This window comes from Microbacterium sp. NPDC090281 (genome assembly GCF_044769635.1).
Taxonomy (GTDB): Bacteria; Actinomycetota; Actinomycetes; order Actinomycetales; family Microbacteriaceae; genus Microbacterium.
On the sequence record NZ_JBIVYH010000002.1, the window covers coordinates 1,079,276 to 1,095,565 of the forward strand.

Below are 16,290 nucleotides of genomic sequence, written 5' to 3' on the forward strand. Positions count from 1 at the left end.
GGCGGCTCTGCCCCATCTGGCCGTTCGCCGTCGCCGTGGGGGCGCGACGCCAGACCGTCGGTCAGGTCGTCGACCTCACCGCCTGCTCGTCGCTCAGCTGGCGCTCACCCGCTTGCGGTTGCGAGCGAACAGGATGCCCGCCCCTGCGGCGAGGAGCATCGTGGCGAGCGCGATCAGCAGACCGGACTCAGCACCCGTGATCGCGAGCGGACCGCCCGGGTTGGTCGACACCGGGGGGTCGACGAGGGTGTCGGCCGCGCACGCCGGATCACCGGATCCGACGACGCAACCGGAACCGGAGCTCGCCGGCACGACCACGAGGTTGTGCAGGTTCGCGCCGTCCTTCAGGTTCTTGACCGTCACGGAGTATGTGATCTCGGCGGTTGCGCCCACCGCGAGCGGACCGGACCATGCCAGCACGGGCGTGCTGTAGCTCGTCGTCCCCGCGTTCGTCGACTTTCCGTTCGTCGTCGCCGTGGCATCGTCGTTGTAATCCGCCGCCCGCAGCACGTTGCCGAGGTCGTCGGTGAGCGTCGCCGGAGCATCGTCCGTGAACGGGACCTGACCGGTGTTGGTGACGGTGATCGTGTAGGCCACGACACCACCGGCCTTCGCCTTCGTCACGGAGACCACCTTCGTCACGTCGTAGGACGAGACAGGGACCGTCACGGTGCAGCCATCCTCGGTAGCGCATTCGCCGCCGGCGGAGGCATCCGGGAGCACGACGTTGACGAGCGAGCGGTCGCCCGTCGCCGGTGTCGTGAGCGTCACGGAATAGGTGATGACGGTACTGGCCCCCACCGCGAGCGGACCACTCCAGGTGAGCGTCGCCCCGGAGATCGTCGCGCCGTCCGAGGCATCCTCGTTGTAGGTGGCATCATCGAGCACCGCAGACAGGTCGTCTGTGAAGGCCGCGGGAGCAGCGCCCGTGTAGGCGACCTGGCCGGTGTTCACGACCGTGACCGAGTACGTCACCGTGTCGCCCGGGGCTGCCGTTGACACATCGGCGACCTTCGCGGTGGTGAACGATGCGACCCGGGCGGTCGTCGTGCAGTCGGCATCCGTCGAGCCGATCACGCAGTTGCTCGCGATCGTCGGCGGCGTGGAGACCACGTTCGTGAGCACGCGGTCACCTCTGAGCGGTGCGTCCACCGTCACGGAGTACGTGATCGTTGTCGTCGCCCCGGCCGCGAGCGGCCCCGTCCAGGAGAGCACGGCACCGGTCACAGTCGCGCCGTTGTTCGCGTCATCGTTGTAGGTGGCGTCATCGAGGACAGCGGACAGGTCGTCCGTGAAGGCCGCGGGTGATGCCGTCGTGTAGTCGGCGTCTCCCACATTGGTGACGGTCACCGTGTAGGTGACCGTGTCGCCGGCGAGCACGGAGTCTGTCGACTGCGTCTTGGCGAGAGCGAGCCGTGGGCCGGGGAGACTCACGGAGCACTCGGGATTCGTCGAACCCGGTTCGCACGAGCCACCGATGCCGGGCGGGGTGACGACGGTGTTCGCCATCGTTCCGTCACCGGTTGCGGGTGCATTGACGGTCGCGGAGTAGGTGATGGTCACCGTCTCGCCGATCGGCAGCGCCCCGGACCAGGACAGCACGGGCGCCGTGTAGGCGGCACCGCTGGTCGCATCGTCGTTGTACGTCGCGTCGTCGAGGATTCCGGACAGGTCGTCGGTGAAGGACGCGGGGTTCTCCTCCGTGTAGTCGACCGCTCCCGTGTTGGTGAGAGTGATCGTGTACGTGACGACGGCTCCGGGGATGACCGCGTCCGAATCGCTAGCCTTCAGCGCCGTGAAGGCTGCGATGGGCGTGACGGTGCCGCAGGTCTCGCACTCGCCGCCGCTGCCCGGAGGCGTGGTGACCGTGTTGACCAGGCTGTGATCGCCGGACGAGGGCGCCTTGACCGTCACCGAATAGGTGATTGTCGTGGAAGCGCCCACAGCGAGCGGACCGGTCCAGGTGAGGATGTTGCCGTCCACCGTCGCACCGTTGGATGCGTCGTCGTTGTACGTCGCATCATCGAGCACACCGGCGAGGTTGTCGGTGATCGAGGCGGGCGCCGCGGTCGTGTAGGCAACGGCTCCCGTGTTGGTGACGGTCACGGTGTAGACGACGGTGTCGCCGCCCACCGCAGTCGTGGCCGAGGCCGTCTTCAGGACCGAGTAGCTCTGGACGAGAGTCGTCGTCGTGCACTCGTCGGCCGTGGTGCAGGATCCGCCCGTAGTGGGGTCGGGGACGACGACGTTGGTCATCGTCCGGTCTCCCGTCGCCGGTGATCCGACCGTCACCGAATAGGTGATGGTCTCGGTGGCGCCGACGGCGAGTGGGCCGGACCATGCGAGGGTCGTGCCCGTGACGGTCGCGCCGCCGGTGGCATCGTCGTTGTAGCTCGCGTCATCGAGAACGGCCGACAGATCGTCCGCGAATGCGGCGGGTGCCGCTTCCGTGTAATCGGTCTGTCCCGTGTTCGTCACGGTCACCGTGTAGGTGACCGTCGCACCCGGAAGCACGGTCGCGGTGGACGCCGTCTTGGCGACCGTGAACGAGCTGACCGGTGTGATGGTCGCGCAGTCGTCCTCCGCGGCACAGCTGCCACCGTTGTCGCCCGGGACGACGACGTTGTGCAGTGTGCGGTCTCCGGCAGGCGGGGTGCCAACGGTCACCGAGTAGGTCACGGTCGCGGACTCACCGATCGCGAGCGGACCGGACCACGTGAGCGTCGAACCGATCACGCTGGCACCGTTCGTGGCGTCGTCGTTGTAGACCGCGTCGTCGAGCACACCGGACAGGTCATCCGTGAGAGTTGCGGGTGCTGCCGTCGTGTAATCGGCTTGGCCCGTGTTGGTGATGGTGACCGCGTACGTCACCACACCACCAGGGACGACCGATGCCACGTCGGAGCTCTTCGCGACGGTGTACGAGGCGACCGTGGTGGTCGCGATGCATTCGGCTTCGGGGTCGCAGGTACCACCGCGGGTGGTGGGAACGACGGCGTTCGTGAGGATGCCGTCGCCGGTCTGCGGTGTATTGACCTGCACGGAGTACGTGATGGTCACGGTCTCACCGACCGCGAGAGCACCGGACCAGGCCAGCGTCGTACCGGTGATGGTGGCTCCGCCGGATGCGTCGTCGTTGTACGTCGCGTCGTCGAACACGGCGGAGAGGTCGTCGGTGAACGTGGCGGGGGCCACGTCCGTGTAGTCGACGGCACCGGAGTTGGTGACGGTGACCGTGTAGGTGACATCGTCACCCGGGTGCACCGAACTCGATGATGCGCTCTTCGCGACCGTGTACGACTGCCCAGGGACCTGCGCTGTGCAGTCGAGGTTGTTGCCGTCCGCGGGGCAGCTGCCGCCGGAACCGTCAGGGGTGACGACCGTGTTCTTCAGCCGCTGATCGCCGGTGACGGGGTCGTTGATCGTGAGCGAGTAGGAGATCGTGATGGTCTCTCCGACAGCGAGCGGACCGGACCACGACAACGTCGGCGCCGTGTAGAGAGCACCGTTGTCGGCGTCGCCGTTGTAGACGGCATCATCGAGCACGTCGCTCAGATCATCCGTGAACGATGCCGGTGCAGCCGTCGTGTAGGCGGTCTGACCGGTGTTCGTCAGGGTGATCGTGAAAGGCACGACGTCGCCGGCGACCACGCTCGTCGCGGACGTCTCCTTGAAGACGCTGAACGACTGCACCGGCGTGTTGGTGACGCAGTCCTCGGCCGTGGCGCACTGCCCGCCGGTCGCGGGGTCGGGAACCACCGCGTTGCTGAGGGTTCCGTCACCGGTCGCCGGGTCGTTGACCGTCACCGTGTAGGTGATCGTCTTCGATTCGCCGATGGCGAGGGCGCCGGCCCAGGAGAGCGAGGGGGCGTCGTAGACGGCACCGTTGTCGGCATCGTCGTTGTACACGGCGTCGTCGAGGACAGCCGAGAGGTCGTCGACGAACGATGCCGGTGCGGTATCGGTGTATGCGCCGCCACCGATGTTCGTGACGGTGATCGTGTAGGTGAGCGCATCACCGGGGACGACCGAGGTCGCAGAGACCGACTTCGCTGTGGCGAATGCGTTGACGGTGGTCGTCGTCGTGCACTCGGCGGTCGTCGTGCAGGTGCCGCCACCCGTCTCATCGGGAACCACGACGTTGGTCAGGATCGCATCGCCGGTGATCTGGCTGTTGACCGTGACCGAGTACGTGATCGTCTTCGTCTCACCGATCGCGAGCGGACCCGCCCAGGTGAGTGTGTTGCCGTTGACGGTCGCGCCCTCGGTGGCGTCGTCGTTGTACGCGGCGTCGTCGAACACTGCTCCGAGATCGTCGCTGAAGCTCGCCGGTCGGTCGGTCGTGTAATCCGTGGTGCCGGTGTTGACGACGGTCACCGTGTAGGTGACGACGCCGCCCAGGAGCGTCGTCGAGGTCGACGCGGTCTTGTGCACCTGGAAGGAGCTCACGGTCGTGGTGGTGACGCACGTGACGTCGCAGCTCCCGCCGATCGTGGCGTCGGGCAGGACCGCGTTGGTGAGGGTACGGTCTCCTGGCACCGGGTCGCCGAGCGTCACCGAGTACGTGATCGTCTTGGTCTCGCCGATGTCGAGGGCACCGGACCAGCTCAGCTTCCCTGCCGTGACGCTCGCACCGTCCGTCGCATCCTCGTTGTAGGTGGCGTCGTCGAGCACGGCGGCCAGGTCGTCGGTGAACGTCGCAGGTGCGGCTGTCGTATACGCGGCCTGACCTGTGTTGGTCACGGTCACGGTGTAGGTGAGGACGTCGCCGGGCAGGACGTCGGTCTTGTCGACCGCTTTGTTGACCGTGTACGTCTGGACCGGGTTGTTCGTCGTGCACCCGTCGACCGTGGTGCAGGTGCCGCCTCCGGTCGGATCGACCACGGTGTTGCCCATGATGCGGTCTCCCGTCGCCGGGTCGTTGACAGTCACCGTGTACGTGATGGTCTTCGTCTCTCCGACGGCGAGTGCGCCGGACCACTGGAGGAGCGCGCCGTCCACCATCGCGCCGTTCGAGGCGTCGTCGTTGTAGGTGGCGTCGTCGAGCACGCCGGAGAGGTCGTCCTCGATGCGCGCCGGGGCGTCATCCGTATAGTCGACGACACCGGCGTTCGTCACCGTGATCGTGTAGGTGACGGTGTCGCCCGGGTGCACCTGTGCAGGTGCGGAAGAGGTCTTCGAGAGCTCGAGGCAACGGCCGCCGATGGCGATCTCCTGGCCGGTGGTGTCGACGGCGGCATAGCTCCAGTCGTCGATCGAGGTGTTGTTGCCCCACGAGTTCCCGTTGAAAGCCCAACCGTGCACGCCCTGGCCGACATTGCTGTTCGTCCCGGCACGACCGTCCTTGACCGGAGTGCTGTTGGCGCGCGGCTCGGCGAGCGCGGTGTCGTCCCAGTAGAGCGTGGAGTTCGGTGCATTCGGTCCGTTCAGACGAGTGAGCCGGATGCCGTCACGGCCCTCCACGTCCTCCTGCCGGATATGGATCTCGCCGAGCTTGTCGAAGTGCACTCGCGCGTTCATAAGTTGGCAGTCGGCGATCGCGTCTCCCGTGCCGTCGAGGCCGTCGAAGTCGTAGGTCTCGGCGAAGTTCTTGCCGTCGGCCCCCATCAGGATGGAGCGGTCGACGGGCTCGCCGTAGATGCCGTTGCCGTTCGTGTCGATGTCGAGCGTGTAGGAGCCGGAGAAGCGAGCAGGCATCGTCCAGCCGAACGTGCCGGCATTCGAACCGCCCGAGGTCGCGGTGAAGGCAAGGTCGGAGACGGTGAGTTCGGCCTCCGTGAGCGGTGTCGGCATCACGGTGAGAGGGCCCGACGCGCTGACGGCAGTCTGCGGCAGGTCGGCTGCAGGCGCTTCGAAGAACAGCCTGTAGGGCTCGGAACACGAGGCAGCGAGGCCCGCGGTGACCCTGGACTGATAGCTCGGAACCGCGCAGTCGGCTGCCGAGATGGGGTTGCCTGAAGCGCTCGCCTGGACAGCCGAATTGATGCCGTTGTAGTTGGTGAGGTCGAGTTTGTAGACGTAGCCGACGTTGTTCACGGCCCAGAAATTGAGCAGCGGGCTGGCGGCCGAGTTGACGTTGTTCATCTTGTACTCGTTCGACCACACGCGTCCGGGCTTCTCGACTCCGCTCGCGCGGACCGTGACGGACCAGTTGTAATAGCGGTCGCCGACCTGGCCGGCGGGGTTGGAGGCGGTGAACGCCCAGACGCCATCAGCGGTCGCTGTGTGATTCGTGTTCAGTGCGCGGTTCGTGCCCGCCTGATCGACCAGACGGAACGTGGAGTTGAGTCCAGCGCCGGAGAATCTCGTCGCGTTGGCGTTGATGGTCTCTCCGGCCTTCACGTATGCGTAGAACGTGTTGGTTCCCAACCGGGCGGTCTCGTCACCGAACCCGGTGAGGTTCGCGCCACTGGAGCCTTGAGTTACGGCCTGTGCGCTCTGCCCTCCGAAGAGAAGGCCCATCCCGGTGAGTGACGTCGCGAGGACGACACCGGTGGCCACAGCGGCCATGAGCCTCACCCAACGCCCCCAGACCCCGTTGCTACCGGTCGGTATCGATCTGTGCGCGCGCATGAGCGTGGTCTCCCTCAGAGAAATGTGCGGCCTCCGATGAGGGAGCCAGTCACCATCAAAGGGGTGGGATGAATGCCAGAAGAGGGTTCTGCTCGTATTTGGTCCACGGGTTGGTCCATCCCGCGGATCACGAAGAGGTGCTGCCGCGAGTCGGGTCGGACCGAATCATGGGAAGTCCGGTCGGTGAACCGGGACGGACCGCGCCGAGCGTGACATCGGTTCGGCTACTCTGAGCGTGGAAAGTGGCGAGCGGCGCTGGACGGCGTGCAGGCGGGGAGAGCAATGTCAGCGGCGATGCCGGAGTCGGTGGTCGAGGCAGCCACCGACGCGAAGGAGCGCGGTCTCCCTCCTTTTCGGGTCCCCCGATTGGCAGCCTCTTTGGTCACGCGTGAGCGTCTGGTTCAGAGGCTCGACCGGCTCGCCGCAGTTACGGTGCTGCATGCGATGAGCGGCTTCGGGAAGACTGCTCTGGTCGGCGCCTGGGCGCGAGGTCAGCAGTCGCGTGGGGCGACCGTGTTGTGGGTGACGGCGACCGCCACGGGCGATTCGGAGAACGTGCTCGATGCCGTGCTGCAGGAGGCGAAAGCCCATCGAACGGCGCGAGCACGCCTGATCGTCGTCATCGACGACGCCCACCACCTGACGCATGCCCGGGCGATCGACGATCTCTGCGCGCTGCTCGATCATGACTTCATGCTGCACGTCGTCGTGATCAGCCGAGTTCGGCATCCGCTCATCGCCGCTGCGGAGGGCCGGCGGATCGAGATCGATGTGCTGTCTGCGGGCGATCTGGCGGCGGACCCCCTCGAACTCGTCGAACTCGCGCGCGCTTGGGGGCACCCTCTCAGTGTGGATGAGGCACGACAGCTCCATGGCCTTGTGGGTGGGTGGCTCACCCCGGCAAAGCTTGCCCTCGACAGCAGACGCACAGGGGACGCGGTTTCGCTGAGCGAGCGCGCGCGTCGCTTCATTCGCGCAGTCGTGCTGCCTGACGTCGATGAGGCCGCCTTCCCGGTGCAGCTCGGGCTTCTGTCCCTCCCCGAGACGATCACGGCCGCACGGGCCGACCTCCTTCTCGGGCTGAAGGTGACGGTGCACAAGCGCGCTCCCTTGATGACGCCGACGCCGACGCCGACGCCGACGCGCGAAATGCTCGACGGGCTGGAGCGTGCGGGGCTTCTTGAACCGATGCGGAGCAAAGGCGAGAGAAGGTGGGCATTCCCTGCCCCGATTCGCGGCGAGCTGGTCGATTCCTACGAGGCGCAGTACCCGCGTGAGGCGAAGGAAGCTCATCGGCAACTCGCCGTTCATTTCGCAGAGCAGGGGGAGGCGCAGTCGCTCGGTGAGGCGCTCCTGCACGCTCGGCGCGGGGAGGACTGGACTTTCCTCGCCCATCTCTACGCGAAGCACGCGCTGCGGCTCACGTTCGAGTTCCGGGCTGCGGCGATCGGTGCGTACGGCCATATCCCCACGAAGGTTGTGGATGCCTTCCCCTCGCTGGTGATTCCCGTAGCGGTCGTGAGCAGTCTGATGAATCATCCCGATGAGGAGGAACGATCGGTCTTGATCCGCGCATATGCGACGGCGGGGCAGCGGAGGCTGAACCAACTGAGCTCGACGACCTCGGTGGATGATGCTCTGGGAGCGGCCTCAGCCGGAATGGTCTCACTGCGCTCGGACGGCCTCCTCCGCGAGGCTCTCGAGGTCGCGTTGCGCGTCGAGTCCGAGCGAATCACTCGGCGGACGCTGGGCGAGCCCGAGCCGTCGGCCGCGCAGCTCGCATGGTTTCTCATGCAATGGTCGATGACGTGCCTTCTGGCGGGGCAGACCACGCGCGCCACCGAAATCTCGGCGCGCGCTTTCAGCGCCTCCGCCCGGGTCGAGACGAACTTCGTCGCAGCGAACGCCTCCGCACAGCTCGCGCTCATCCACGCGCTCGACGGGGAACCCATCAAGGCAGAACGTTGGCTCGTCCAGCACAGCCGGTTCGACATGGCTGACCAGTGGGTCGCGCACCTCGTCGCGCTCCCCGCACGGATAGCCCGCATCCATCGTGCGCTCGACAGACTGGACGAGGACGGGGCCGCTGAGGCGCTCCTGCTGGCGGGGGATCCGGAGCAGCCGATCGAGATGTGGGCCTTTCTCGCGAGTGCGATGGTCGAGCACGCCCTTCTCTTCGGCGAGCCGATGGGGGCACTGGCCACGCTGAAGAGCCTCGCGGCGTCTCATCCTGAGGTGCTACGGGCTGACAGCGCCGCAAGACGCATCGTCGACAGATGCACGGCTGACCTCCTCCTCGCACTCGGGGAGCTCCACCGCGCCCAGAGGCATCTGGCGGAGGTGGAAACGGATGGACCATGGCTCGCCGTACCGAGGGCGCGCCTCCAACTCATCGCCGGGAACGCCGCCGGGGCGCACAGCCTCGCCGGTGCGGGCGCGTGGCGGACAGGGACGACGCCCCGTGATCGGATCGACCTGCTTCTGATCGCCGCGACCGCTGACCTCGCTCTGGGACACCCCGAGGATGCCGTGAAGGCGTTTGCGCATGCGCATGAACTCGCAGAGAAGGCGAACACGCTCGCGCCCCACGCACCGATGCCGGCCGGAATTCGCGACCTCCTCCTCCAGCTCAGCGGAATCACGCTGCGGCCGGAGGAGGAGGCGCTGCTCGCCACGATCCGAGGCGGCTACCCGGAAAGCGGCGAGCTCATCGCCCTCACATCGAGGGAAGAGGTGGTGCTGGGGCAGATGCTCCTCCACGACACCATTCCCGTCATCGCTGAGGCGCTGACCCTCTCGGTGAACACGATCAAGAAGCAGACCGTGAGCATCTACGGGAAGCTCGGCGTGAGCGACCGGGCATCGGCGCTGGCGCGCGCACAGAGATTGGGTCTGCTCGAACAACAGCAGTGAGCGACGTGGATGCCCATCCGCCATCCGGCACTCCGCTCTGCGACGGGCATGCGGCATCAAAGATGCCGCATGGGTCAGCCGACCACCGAGGCCGCATCGAGCGCGGCCAGGCGCAGGGTCGCGGTCGCACTGTGCGCCGCCATGCCCTCCGAGTCGGAGATGACCTGTACGGCGTTGGCCAGCTCGGGCGTCGCCTCCCGGGTGATGCGCTGATAGGTCAGCGGCTTCAGGAACCGCGAGACCGACAGACCGGCACTGTGCTTTGCGCCGCCGGCGGTCGGCAGCACGTGGTTCGTGCCGGCCATTCCCTTGTCGGAGTATGCGACCGTGCTCCACGGGCCGAGGAAGATCGATCCGTAGTTGCGCAGATTCTCGTGGTACCAGTCGTCGTCGGCGGTGAGCAGTTCCAGGTGCTCGGGGGCCAGGTCGTCCATGAGGGCGACGGCCGTCTCGCGGTCCTTCGCGACGGTCACGACGCCGTAGTCGCGCCATGCGGCTCCTGCGATCTCCGCGGTCGCGAGGGTCTCCAGCTGCCGGTCGATCGCGGCGATCACGGCACGACCCTGCTCCTCCGAAGTGGTGACGAGCGCGGCCGGCGAGTTCGGCCCGTGCTCTGCCTGACCGAGCAGGTCTGCCGCGACGAGCTCGGGGTCGGCCGTCTCGTCCGAGATCACGGCGACCTCGCTGGGTCCCGCGAGCAGGTCGATCGCGACGGCGCCGAACAGCTGCCGCTTGGCCTCGGCGACGAACGCATTACCTGCCCCGACGAGCATGTCGACGGGCAGTTCACCGAGCAGCCCGTACGCCATCGCGGCGAGTGCCTGCACGCCGCCGATCACGAACACCCGGTCGACACCGGAGAGGTACGCGGCATAGACGACCGCATCGTTCGCTCCCCCGTCGGGCTGCGGCGGCGTGCACGCGATCACCGTGGGCACGCCGGCCGCCTTCGCGACACCGACCGTCATGAACGCGCTCGCGGTGAGCGGGAAGCGTCCGGCCGGCAGATACGCGCCGACGCGGGCGACGGGGATGTACTTGGCACCGGTGACGATGCCGGGCACGAACTCGGTCTCGAAGTCGGTCAGGTGCTCCCGCGAGGCCCGCGCGAACGCCTGCGTGCGCTCGGCGCCCAGCTCGATCGCGGCACGGAGGTCGGGGGCGAGGCGGTCGCCGCTGGTCGCGATCTGCTCGGCGGTGAGCTCGATGTCGGCGCCCTGGTAGTTGTCGAGCTTTCGGGCGTAGTCGAGCACGGCGTCCATGCCGCGCTCGCGGATGTCGGCGAGCATCGTGGTGACCGTGTCGATCACGGCCGGATCCCTCTGGGCGGCCGGTGCGTCGATGAGCGGAGTCTTGAGGTGGTGGAACGCGCCGTCGAAGCGGGCGAGCACTGCTGAGGAGTAACGCATGCAGGAAGGCTAGATCCGCCGCAGCCATCCGGCAAGCCTGATGATACGTACCTTTCCATCGGGTTTACCATTGGCTGTGACCATCACCCAGCTGACCGCTTTCCTGGCAGCCCTCGAACACGGCTCGTTCACCGCCGCGGCCGTGCACCTCGAGATGACGCAGGCGTCGGTCTCCGAGCTCGTCGCACGCCTGGAACGCGAGCTCGGCGTCGCCCTGTTCACACGCGGCAGCCGCCGACTCGTGCCCACCACGGCCGCGCTCGAACTGCGCCCGCACGCGACCCAGGCCGTCAGCGCGGTGCAGAACGGCATCGACACGATCCAGGCGCTGACCTCGCTCGATCGTGGCACCTGCACCTTCGGGGTGCTGCGCAACGCCGCGTACTACACCCTCGCCGACCTGGCCGAGACCTTCCATCACCGCCACCCGAACGTGCGACTGCGCCTGGTGGGCATCAACTCCGCGCACGTCGCGCGCTCGATCGCGAACGGCGAGCTGGAGGCAGGACTGCTCGTGCTGCCGGTCGACGAAGACGGACTGGAGGTGCGCCCGCTGTTCCGCGACGAGGTGCTCTACGCCTCAGCCACGCGCGACCCGGGCGCCGGCTCCGTCACGATCGACGAGGTTGTCGAGGCGAAGCTCGTGCTCTATGACGCGTTCGCCGGCTGGGATGACCCGACCCGGCGGCAGCTGCTCGAACGCGCCCGCCTGCAGGGGCTCTCGATCGAGCCGGCCATCGAGGTCGAGCACGTCGAGACCGCGCTCGACCTGGTCGCCGCCGGCACGGCCGAGACGATCGTGTCCCGCTCGATCGCAGAGGCCGAAGGCTTCCCCGCCGGCATCCGCACATTCCCGTTCGACGAGCCGATGCACGACACGATCGCGCTCGTGCAACGCGAAGGGATGCTGCTGTCTCCGGCGACGCAACGGCTCGCCGAACTGGCGGAACGGATGCTGCGCGAGCGGCTTCCCGAGCACCGTGGACGCACTCCGCTCGACTGAACACCCTCACGGTCAGGAGGAGTTCTCGCCGTGGGGAGGAGCTTGGCGTCCGGAGGCTCCTCCCGACGCCGAGTTCTCCTCCCACGACGCACCACGCCGAGACTCAGTACAGCTCGGCCCGACGGTCCTCGAAGAGGTGGTTGTGCGGAGCCAGCGCCTTGTCCCGGGCGGCGGCGAGCGACAGCTGCGCGGTGGCGCCCATCACGGCGCGGAAGGCGACGATCCATCCCTGCTCATCGATGATCGCGGTGCCGTCGGTCCAGTCGACGCCCCGCTCCGACCCCCAACGGTCGGCGATCACCACCGGGAGCCGTGACGATCGAGCGGCGGCCATCGCCTGGATGAGCTCGGGGGCGTGCTCCCCCTCCGGCCGCGACACGAGCGGCCAGTTCACGGGCAGCGCCAGGACGTCGGCCCCGGCGAGCGCGAGCTTGCGCGGCACTTCGGGGAACTCGTTGTCGTAGCAGAGCGCCACACCGAGCCGGCCGAAAGGAGCGTCGACCACGACGCCGGCCTCCGACCCGCGGTCGAAGACGAGGGTCTCCGTGCCCCACAGGTGCGACTTGCGGTAGTCGGCCAGACGCGCGGTGCGCGTGAGCACGGCGGCGGTGTTGAAGAGCTCGTCGTCGGCCCGTTCCCCGTAGCCGACCACGACGACCGCATCGTCGGGGATGACCTCCTGCACCGCCTCCCAACGATCATCGTCGGCGGCGATCGCCGCCTCCCACGCCTCATCCCGATCGGCGAACACGTAGCCGCTCGTGGCGAGCTCGGGCAGCACGATGAGCCGAGCACGCCGCGCGGCGGCTGCCGCGACAGCATCCCGGATGCGGGCGAGGTTGCCGTCTACGTCGCCGAGCACGATCTCCGGCGAAAGGGCCATGGCCCTGATCTCGTCGGCTGAGAGCGGAGCAACAGACACGGTGGCAGCGGAGACGCCGGAGCGCGAGGAGCCATCGGCCCCTCGCGCTCCATGGTTCTCAGTCATCCTCGGTGGCGGTCACCATCACTCCGAGCGGTGCGAGATAGCCGTTGGGGTCGATCGTCCAGTCGGCCGCTGCGGCCGCCTCGACGACCTCCGGTGCCCACTCGAGGTAGACGCGGTCGTCACCGCCGTTGATCACGAGCACCGTGCCGGTGCCGCTCTCGTCGCCCTCGACGCAGGTGTACGAGCGCCATGCGCCCTCGGGCACCGAGAAGGCGTCGCCGGGGCCGAGGTTCACGGTCGTCGTCGAGTCGTCGTTCAGCGTGACCTCCCAGCGACCGGTCTTGAACAGCAGCGCCTGCGTCTTGTCGTGACGGTGGCGCAGCACGCCCTGGCCGGGCTCGGCCTTCACCCACGCGAGGTTGAAGGAGTGGGGCTCGTGCACGTTCGGCACCTGGCGACGGTTCTCGCTCATGCCGTAGCCGATCGCGGTGGCGAGCTCGACGCGACCGCCCTCAACCGCCGCACACAGCAATGCCGCGGCCGAGTACTTGCGATCACCGGGCTGGATCACGCGCGAGCGCATGTCCTCGACCGTGAACGTCGTGAGCTCGTCGATGTAGTGCTGCTTCATCGGCGTGATCAGCGCGACGTCGTCGGGCAGCACGTCGCCGGCGACCGTGTCGATCAGCTGGTTGTCGGCGGTGAGGTGCAGGCCGTAGGACTCCGCCTCGCGCAGCACCGACGGGCCCCAGATGATGCCGCCGTTGTCGTCGCGACCGAGCACCGTGTAGAGGATGCCCTCGTCCGGTCCCTCGTTCGTGAACCCGCGGAAGATCCAGGTCGGGATGGTGACGATGTCGCCGTCGTGGCTGATGTATTCACCCTGCTTGCCGTCGACGCCCCAGCGGAGGCGGAATTCGCCGCCGAGGTTGATGAAGACCTCGGCCGTGAAGTGCAGGTGCAGGTTGTTCGAGATGCCGTTCGGCATGCCGGCCGCGCCCGTGTTGAACCCGTGATTCTCCTCGAGGTTCACGTACTGGTTCGCGTTCTGGGAGACACCGGCGCCGATGAAGGCGTAGTTCTCCTTGCGGTCGGACCCCGGCGTGCGGCAGTCGATGAACGCCGAGTTGCAGGGCACCCAGTCGGTGCGGCGGATCGTCCGTCGCTCGATCTCGTTCGCGTCGACGATGACGTCGCCCGCGTCGACGATGGCGTTGCTCATTTCTTCTTCTCCTTCAGGAAATCAGTAGATGTTGGCGAAAGCGACGGGCTCGTCGTCTCGCTGGCCTTGGATCTGGGCTCGAAGGGCGATGTCGTCCCACAGACGCACTTCCTTGACGAGGGCTCCGTTGTGGAACGTGAACTGCGAGATGCCGAGCACGTCGACCGGCTTGCCGGTGAGGGGGCCGTAGTTCGGGACGCCGTTGTAGTCGCCGACGAACTTCCACACGACGGCGACGCGCAGGCCCGCGTACCGCACGTCGTAGTTGGTCTGGATGTCACGGATCTCGAACTGTCCGCCGGGGAACGACTCGAGAAAGCGCAGCAGCGCCCGACGGTAGCCCTCCGGACGGATGACCAGGCGGTTGCCGACCGTCAGGAGCACGAGGTCGCGCTCGAAGAACTTCTCGACCTTCTGCAGGTCGCGGTCGTTCCACACGGTCTTGATCAGATCGATCACGGTCTCGACCTCGGAGCGGTACTCATCCGGGCGGGCCCCGGAGTCGCCCTTCGCGATCGGGTCGACGGGGGCGGGCTCGTTCCAAGAACCGGAGAAGCCGCGGAAGGTCTGCGCTCTGGCGACCTCGTCGAGATCCTCGCCCCGGGCGAGCGGGCCGGCGAGGGTGTCACGGACGACCCATTCCTCGACCATGCGGCCTCGGCGGTACAGGCAGTTGGCGATCGTACGGCTGAACTCCGAGGTCTGCAGGTGACCGGAGAGCACGAGGTGCGAGCTGAGGAACGCGTCGTCGCCGCGCTGCTCCCAGATGACGTCTTCGGCCTGGCCGGTGCGATCGGGGGTCGCCGAGATGCGCATGAGCGATCCCTCGATCACCTCATCGCGGTTCGAGGACGTACCGAGACCGCCATGCACGATCGAGTCGGGCTCGTAGTTCTCACGGATGTAGTGGATCGACCGATCGACCCAGATGAGGTCGGTGACTTCGCGGATGAAGTCGTCGGGGTCCTTGTACGGCAGATAGGCAACCGGGTCGAGAGACACGCTTTTCGCTCCTTCGAGATCAGAGTCTGCGGTTCATCCGTGATCGCAGGCCTCGTTTTCGTCAGTGTATGCGTATGCACAGCGAGGCGCAAGAGCCATCTCAGCGCACACGTGATCATCAGTGGACCGAACGCCGCGGGGCGGGCGGTCGCGAGCTCAGTGCGAGGGCGCGGCCGCCAGAGTGCGCCGCGGAACGAAGGCCGAGCCGAAGCGGGTGCTCTCACGCTCTGCCGTCGGATCCTCGATCCGACGCACGATGAGGCCGGCAGCGGCGCGTGCCATGCCGGCGATGTCGTAGCCGACGGTCGCGAGGTCGATCAGCGGCCAGGCCGCCTCCGGCAGATCGTCGAAGCCGATGATCGACAGATCCTCCGGCACCCGCAGCCCCGCACGATGGGCGGCGTTGAGCGCGCCGTACGCGACCACGTCGTTGCCGCAGAACAGCAGCGTCGCGCGAGGGTCCGCCGCGAGGAGCTCGGCCGCAGCCGCCTCGCCCTCGGCGGCGTCGTAGGGCACCCGGCGGGTGTCGCCCTCGCTCAACGCGAGGCCGTTCGCGATAAGGGCGTCGCGCAGGGCCGCCTCACGACTCTGCGCCGTGCTGGTGTTGCTCGGGCCGAGAACCGCCGCGACACGTCGATGCCCGAGCTCCACCGCCCGCGCCACCGCCTCCCGATACCCGGGGACCGGGTCGACGACCGTGGCGTCGGCATCGACCATCGCGCCCGTGCGGTTGAAGTACACGAAGGGCAGGCCGCGGTCCCGCAGCCGCAACGGCACCACCGAATCCACCGTGGTGGTCGCGAGGATCACGCCGTCGAGCCCGTTCGCGACGAGTCTCTCGACGACCGTGTCGTTGTCGGCACTCTCGGTCTGCAGCATCAGCTGATAGCCGAGCTCCTCGAGCTCGCGGTGCACCGGGGCGATGATGTGCGAATAGAACTGGTTGTCGAGGTCGGTGAGCAGCAGGCCGATGCGCCGCGTGCGACCGGATGAGAGCGCTCGACCCGCCTCGCTCGGCACGTAGCCGAGCAGCTGAGCGGCCTCGCGCACACGGAGCTTGGTGGCCTCGGAGACTCGCGCATCGTCGCGCAGCGCTCGCGACACCGTCGGCTGAGAGACGCCCGCCAACCGGGCCACATCACGACTCGTGACGACCATTCGACGCCTCCCCCTCGATTCTTGGGGATTCTACTGCCCTTGACGCCGGAATGCATACGCGGTCATAATCAGCACATACGTA

8 protein-coding genes are annotated in these 16,290 nt (G+C 67.5%); 2 read left to right on the forward strand and 6 right to left on the reverse strand.

Going from position 1 to position 16,290, the window contains the following annotated elements; genetic code table 11:
• Positions 1-93: 93 nt before the first annotated feature.
• The gene (locus tag ACIQTX_RS19305) at positions 94-6,510 is read right to left on the reverse strand and encodes a beta strand repeat-containing protein (RefSeq protein ID WP_402975430.1); all 6,417 of its coding nucleotides are present in this window, start codon (positions 6,508-6,510) and stop codon (positions 94-96) included.
• 345 nt (positions 6,511-6,855) lie between these two features.
• On the opposite strand from ACIQTX_RS19305, the gene ACIQTX_RS19310 reads away from it, so the two are divergent.
• Positions 6,856-9,486 (forward strand): hypothetical protein, encoded by a 2,631-nt coding sequence (locus tag ACIQTX_RS19310; protein ID WP_402975433.1) that lies wholly within the window; start codon positions 6,856-6,858, stop codon positions 9,484-9,486.
• Positions 9,487-9,560: 74 nt separating this feature from the next.
• Here the strand turns inward: ACIQTX_RS19310 and hisD are convergent, their stop codons facing one another.
• Entirely contained in the window at positions 9,561-10,895 is a 1,335-nt protein-coding gene (gene hisD / locus ACIQTX_RS19315; protein ID WP_402975436.1) for a histidinol dehydrogenase, read from the reverse strand.
• A 76-nt stretch (positions 10,896-10,971) separates the two neighbouring features.
• Here hisD and ACIQTX_RS19320 point away from each other — a divergent pair, with 76 nt between their 5' ends.
• Positions 10,972-11,898: a LysR family transcriptional regulator gene (locus ACIQTX_RS19320; protein WP_402975439.1), complete on the forward strand. Its 927-nt coding sequence runs from the start codon at positions 10,972-10,974 to the stop codon at positions 11,896-11,898.
• A gap of 103 nt (positions 11,899-12,001) precedes the next feature.
• On the opposite strand, the gene ACIQTX_RS19325 is transcribed toward ACIQTX_RS19320, so the two are convergent.
• From ACIQTX_RS19325 to ACIQTX_RS19340, 4 genes are all read right to left on the reverse strand, one after another.
• Entirely contained in the window at positions 12,002-12,886 is an 885-nt protein-coding gene (locus ACIQTX_RS19325) for a nitrilase-related carbon-nitrogen hydrolase (RefSeq protein WP_402975442.1), read from the reverse strand.
• Positions 12,879-14,048, reverse strand: a complete 1,170-nt coding sequence (locus ACIQTX_RS19330; protein ID WP_402975445.1) for a cupin domain-containing protein — start codon at positions 14,046-14,048, stop codon at positions 12,879-12,881. Before ACIQTX_RS19330 ends, ACIQTX_RS19325 begins: the two co-directional genes overlap by 8 nt.
• 21 nt (positions 14,049-14,069) lie before the next feature.
• On the reverse strand, positions 14,070-15,050 hold the full coding sequence (locus tag ACIQTX_RS19335) for an ester cyclase (RefSeq protein WP_402975448.1): 981 nt from the start codon (positions 15,048-15,050) through the stop codon (positions 14,070-14,072).
• 156 nt (positions 15,051-15,206) lie between these two features.
• Positions 15,207-16,208 (reverse strand): LacI family DNA-binding transcriptional regulator, encoded by a 1,002-nt coding sequence (locus ACIQTX_RS19340; protein ID WP_402975451.1) that lies wholly within the window; start codon positions 16,206-16,208, stop codon positions 15,207-15,209.
• Positions 16,209-16,290: the final 82 nt, after the last annotated feature.

Coding starts and splice junctions, on each gene's coding strand:
- ACIQTX_RS19305 (WP_402975430.1), bottom strand. CDS start 6,510: ATGGCCGCTGTGGCCACCGGTGTCGTCCTCGCGACGTCACTCACCGGG.
- ACIQTX_RS19310 (WP_402975433.1), top strand. CDS start 6,856: ATGTCAGCGGCGATGCCGGAGTCGGTGGTCGAGGCAGCCACCGACGCG.
- hisD (WP_402975436.1), bottom strand. CDS start 10,895: ATGCGTTACTCCTCAGCAGTGCTCGCCCGCTTCGACGGCGCGTTCCAC.
- ACIQTX_RS19325 (WP_402975442.1), bottom strand. CDS start 12,886: ATGACTGAGAACCATGGAGCGCGAGGGGCCGATGGCTCCTCGCGCTCC.
- ACIQTX_RS19330 (WP_402975445.1), bottom strand. CDS start 14,048: ATGAGCAACGCCATCGTCGACGCGGGCGACGTCATCGTCGACGCGAAC.
- ACIQTX_RS19340 (WP_402975451.1), bottom strand. CDS start 16,208: ATGGTCGTCACGAGTCGTGATGTGGCCCGGTTGGCGGGCGTCTCTCAG.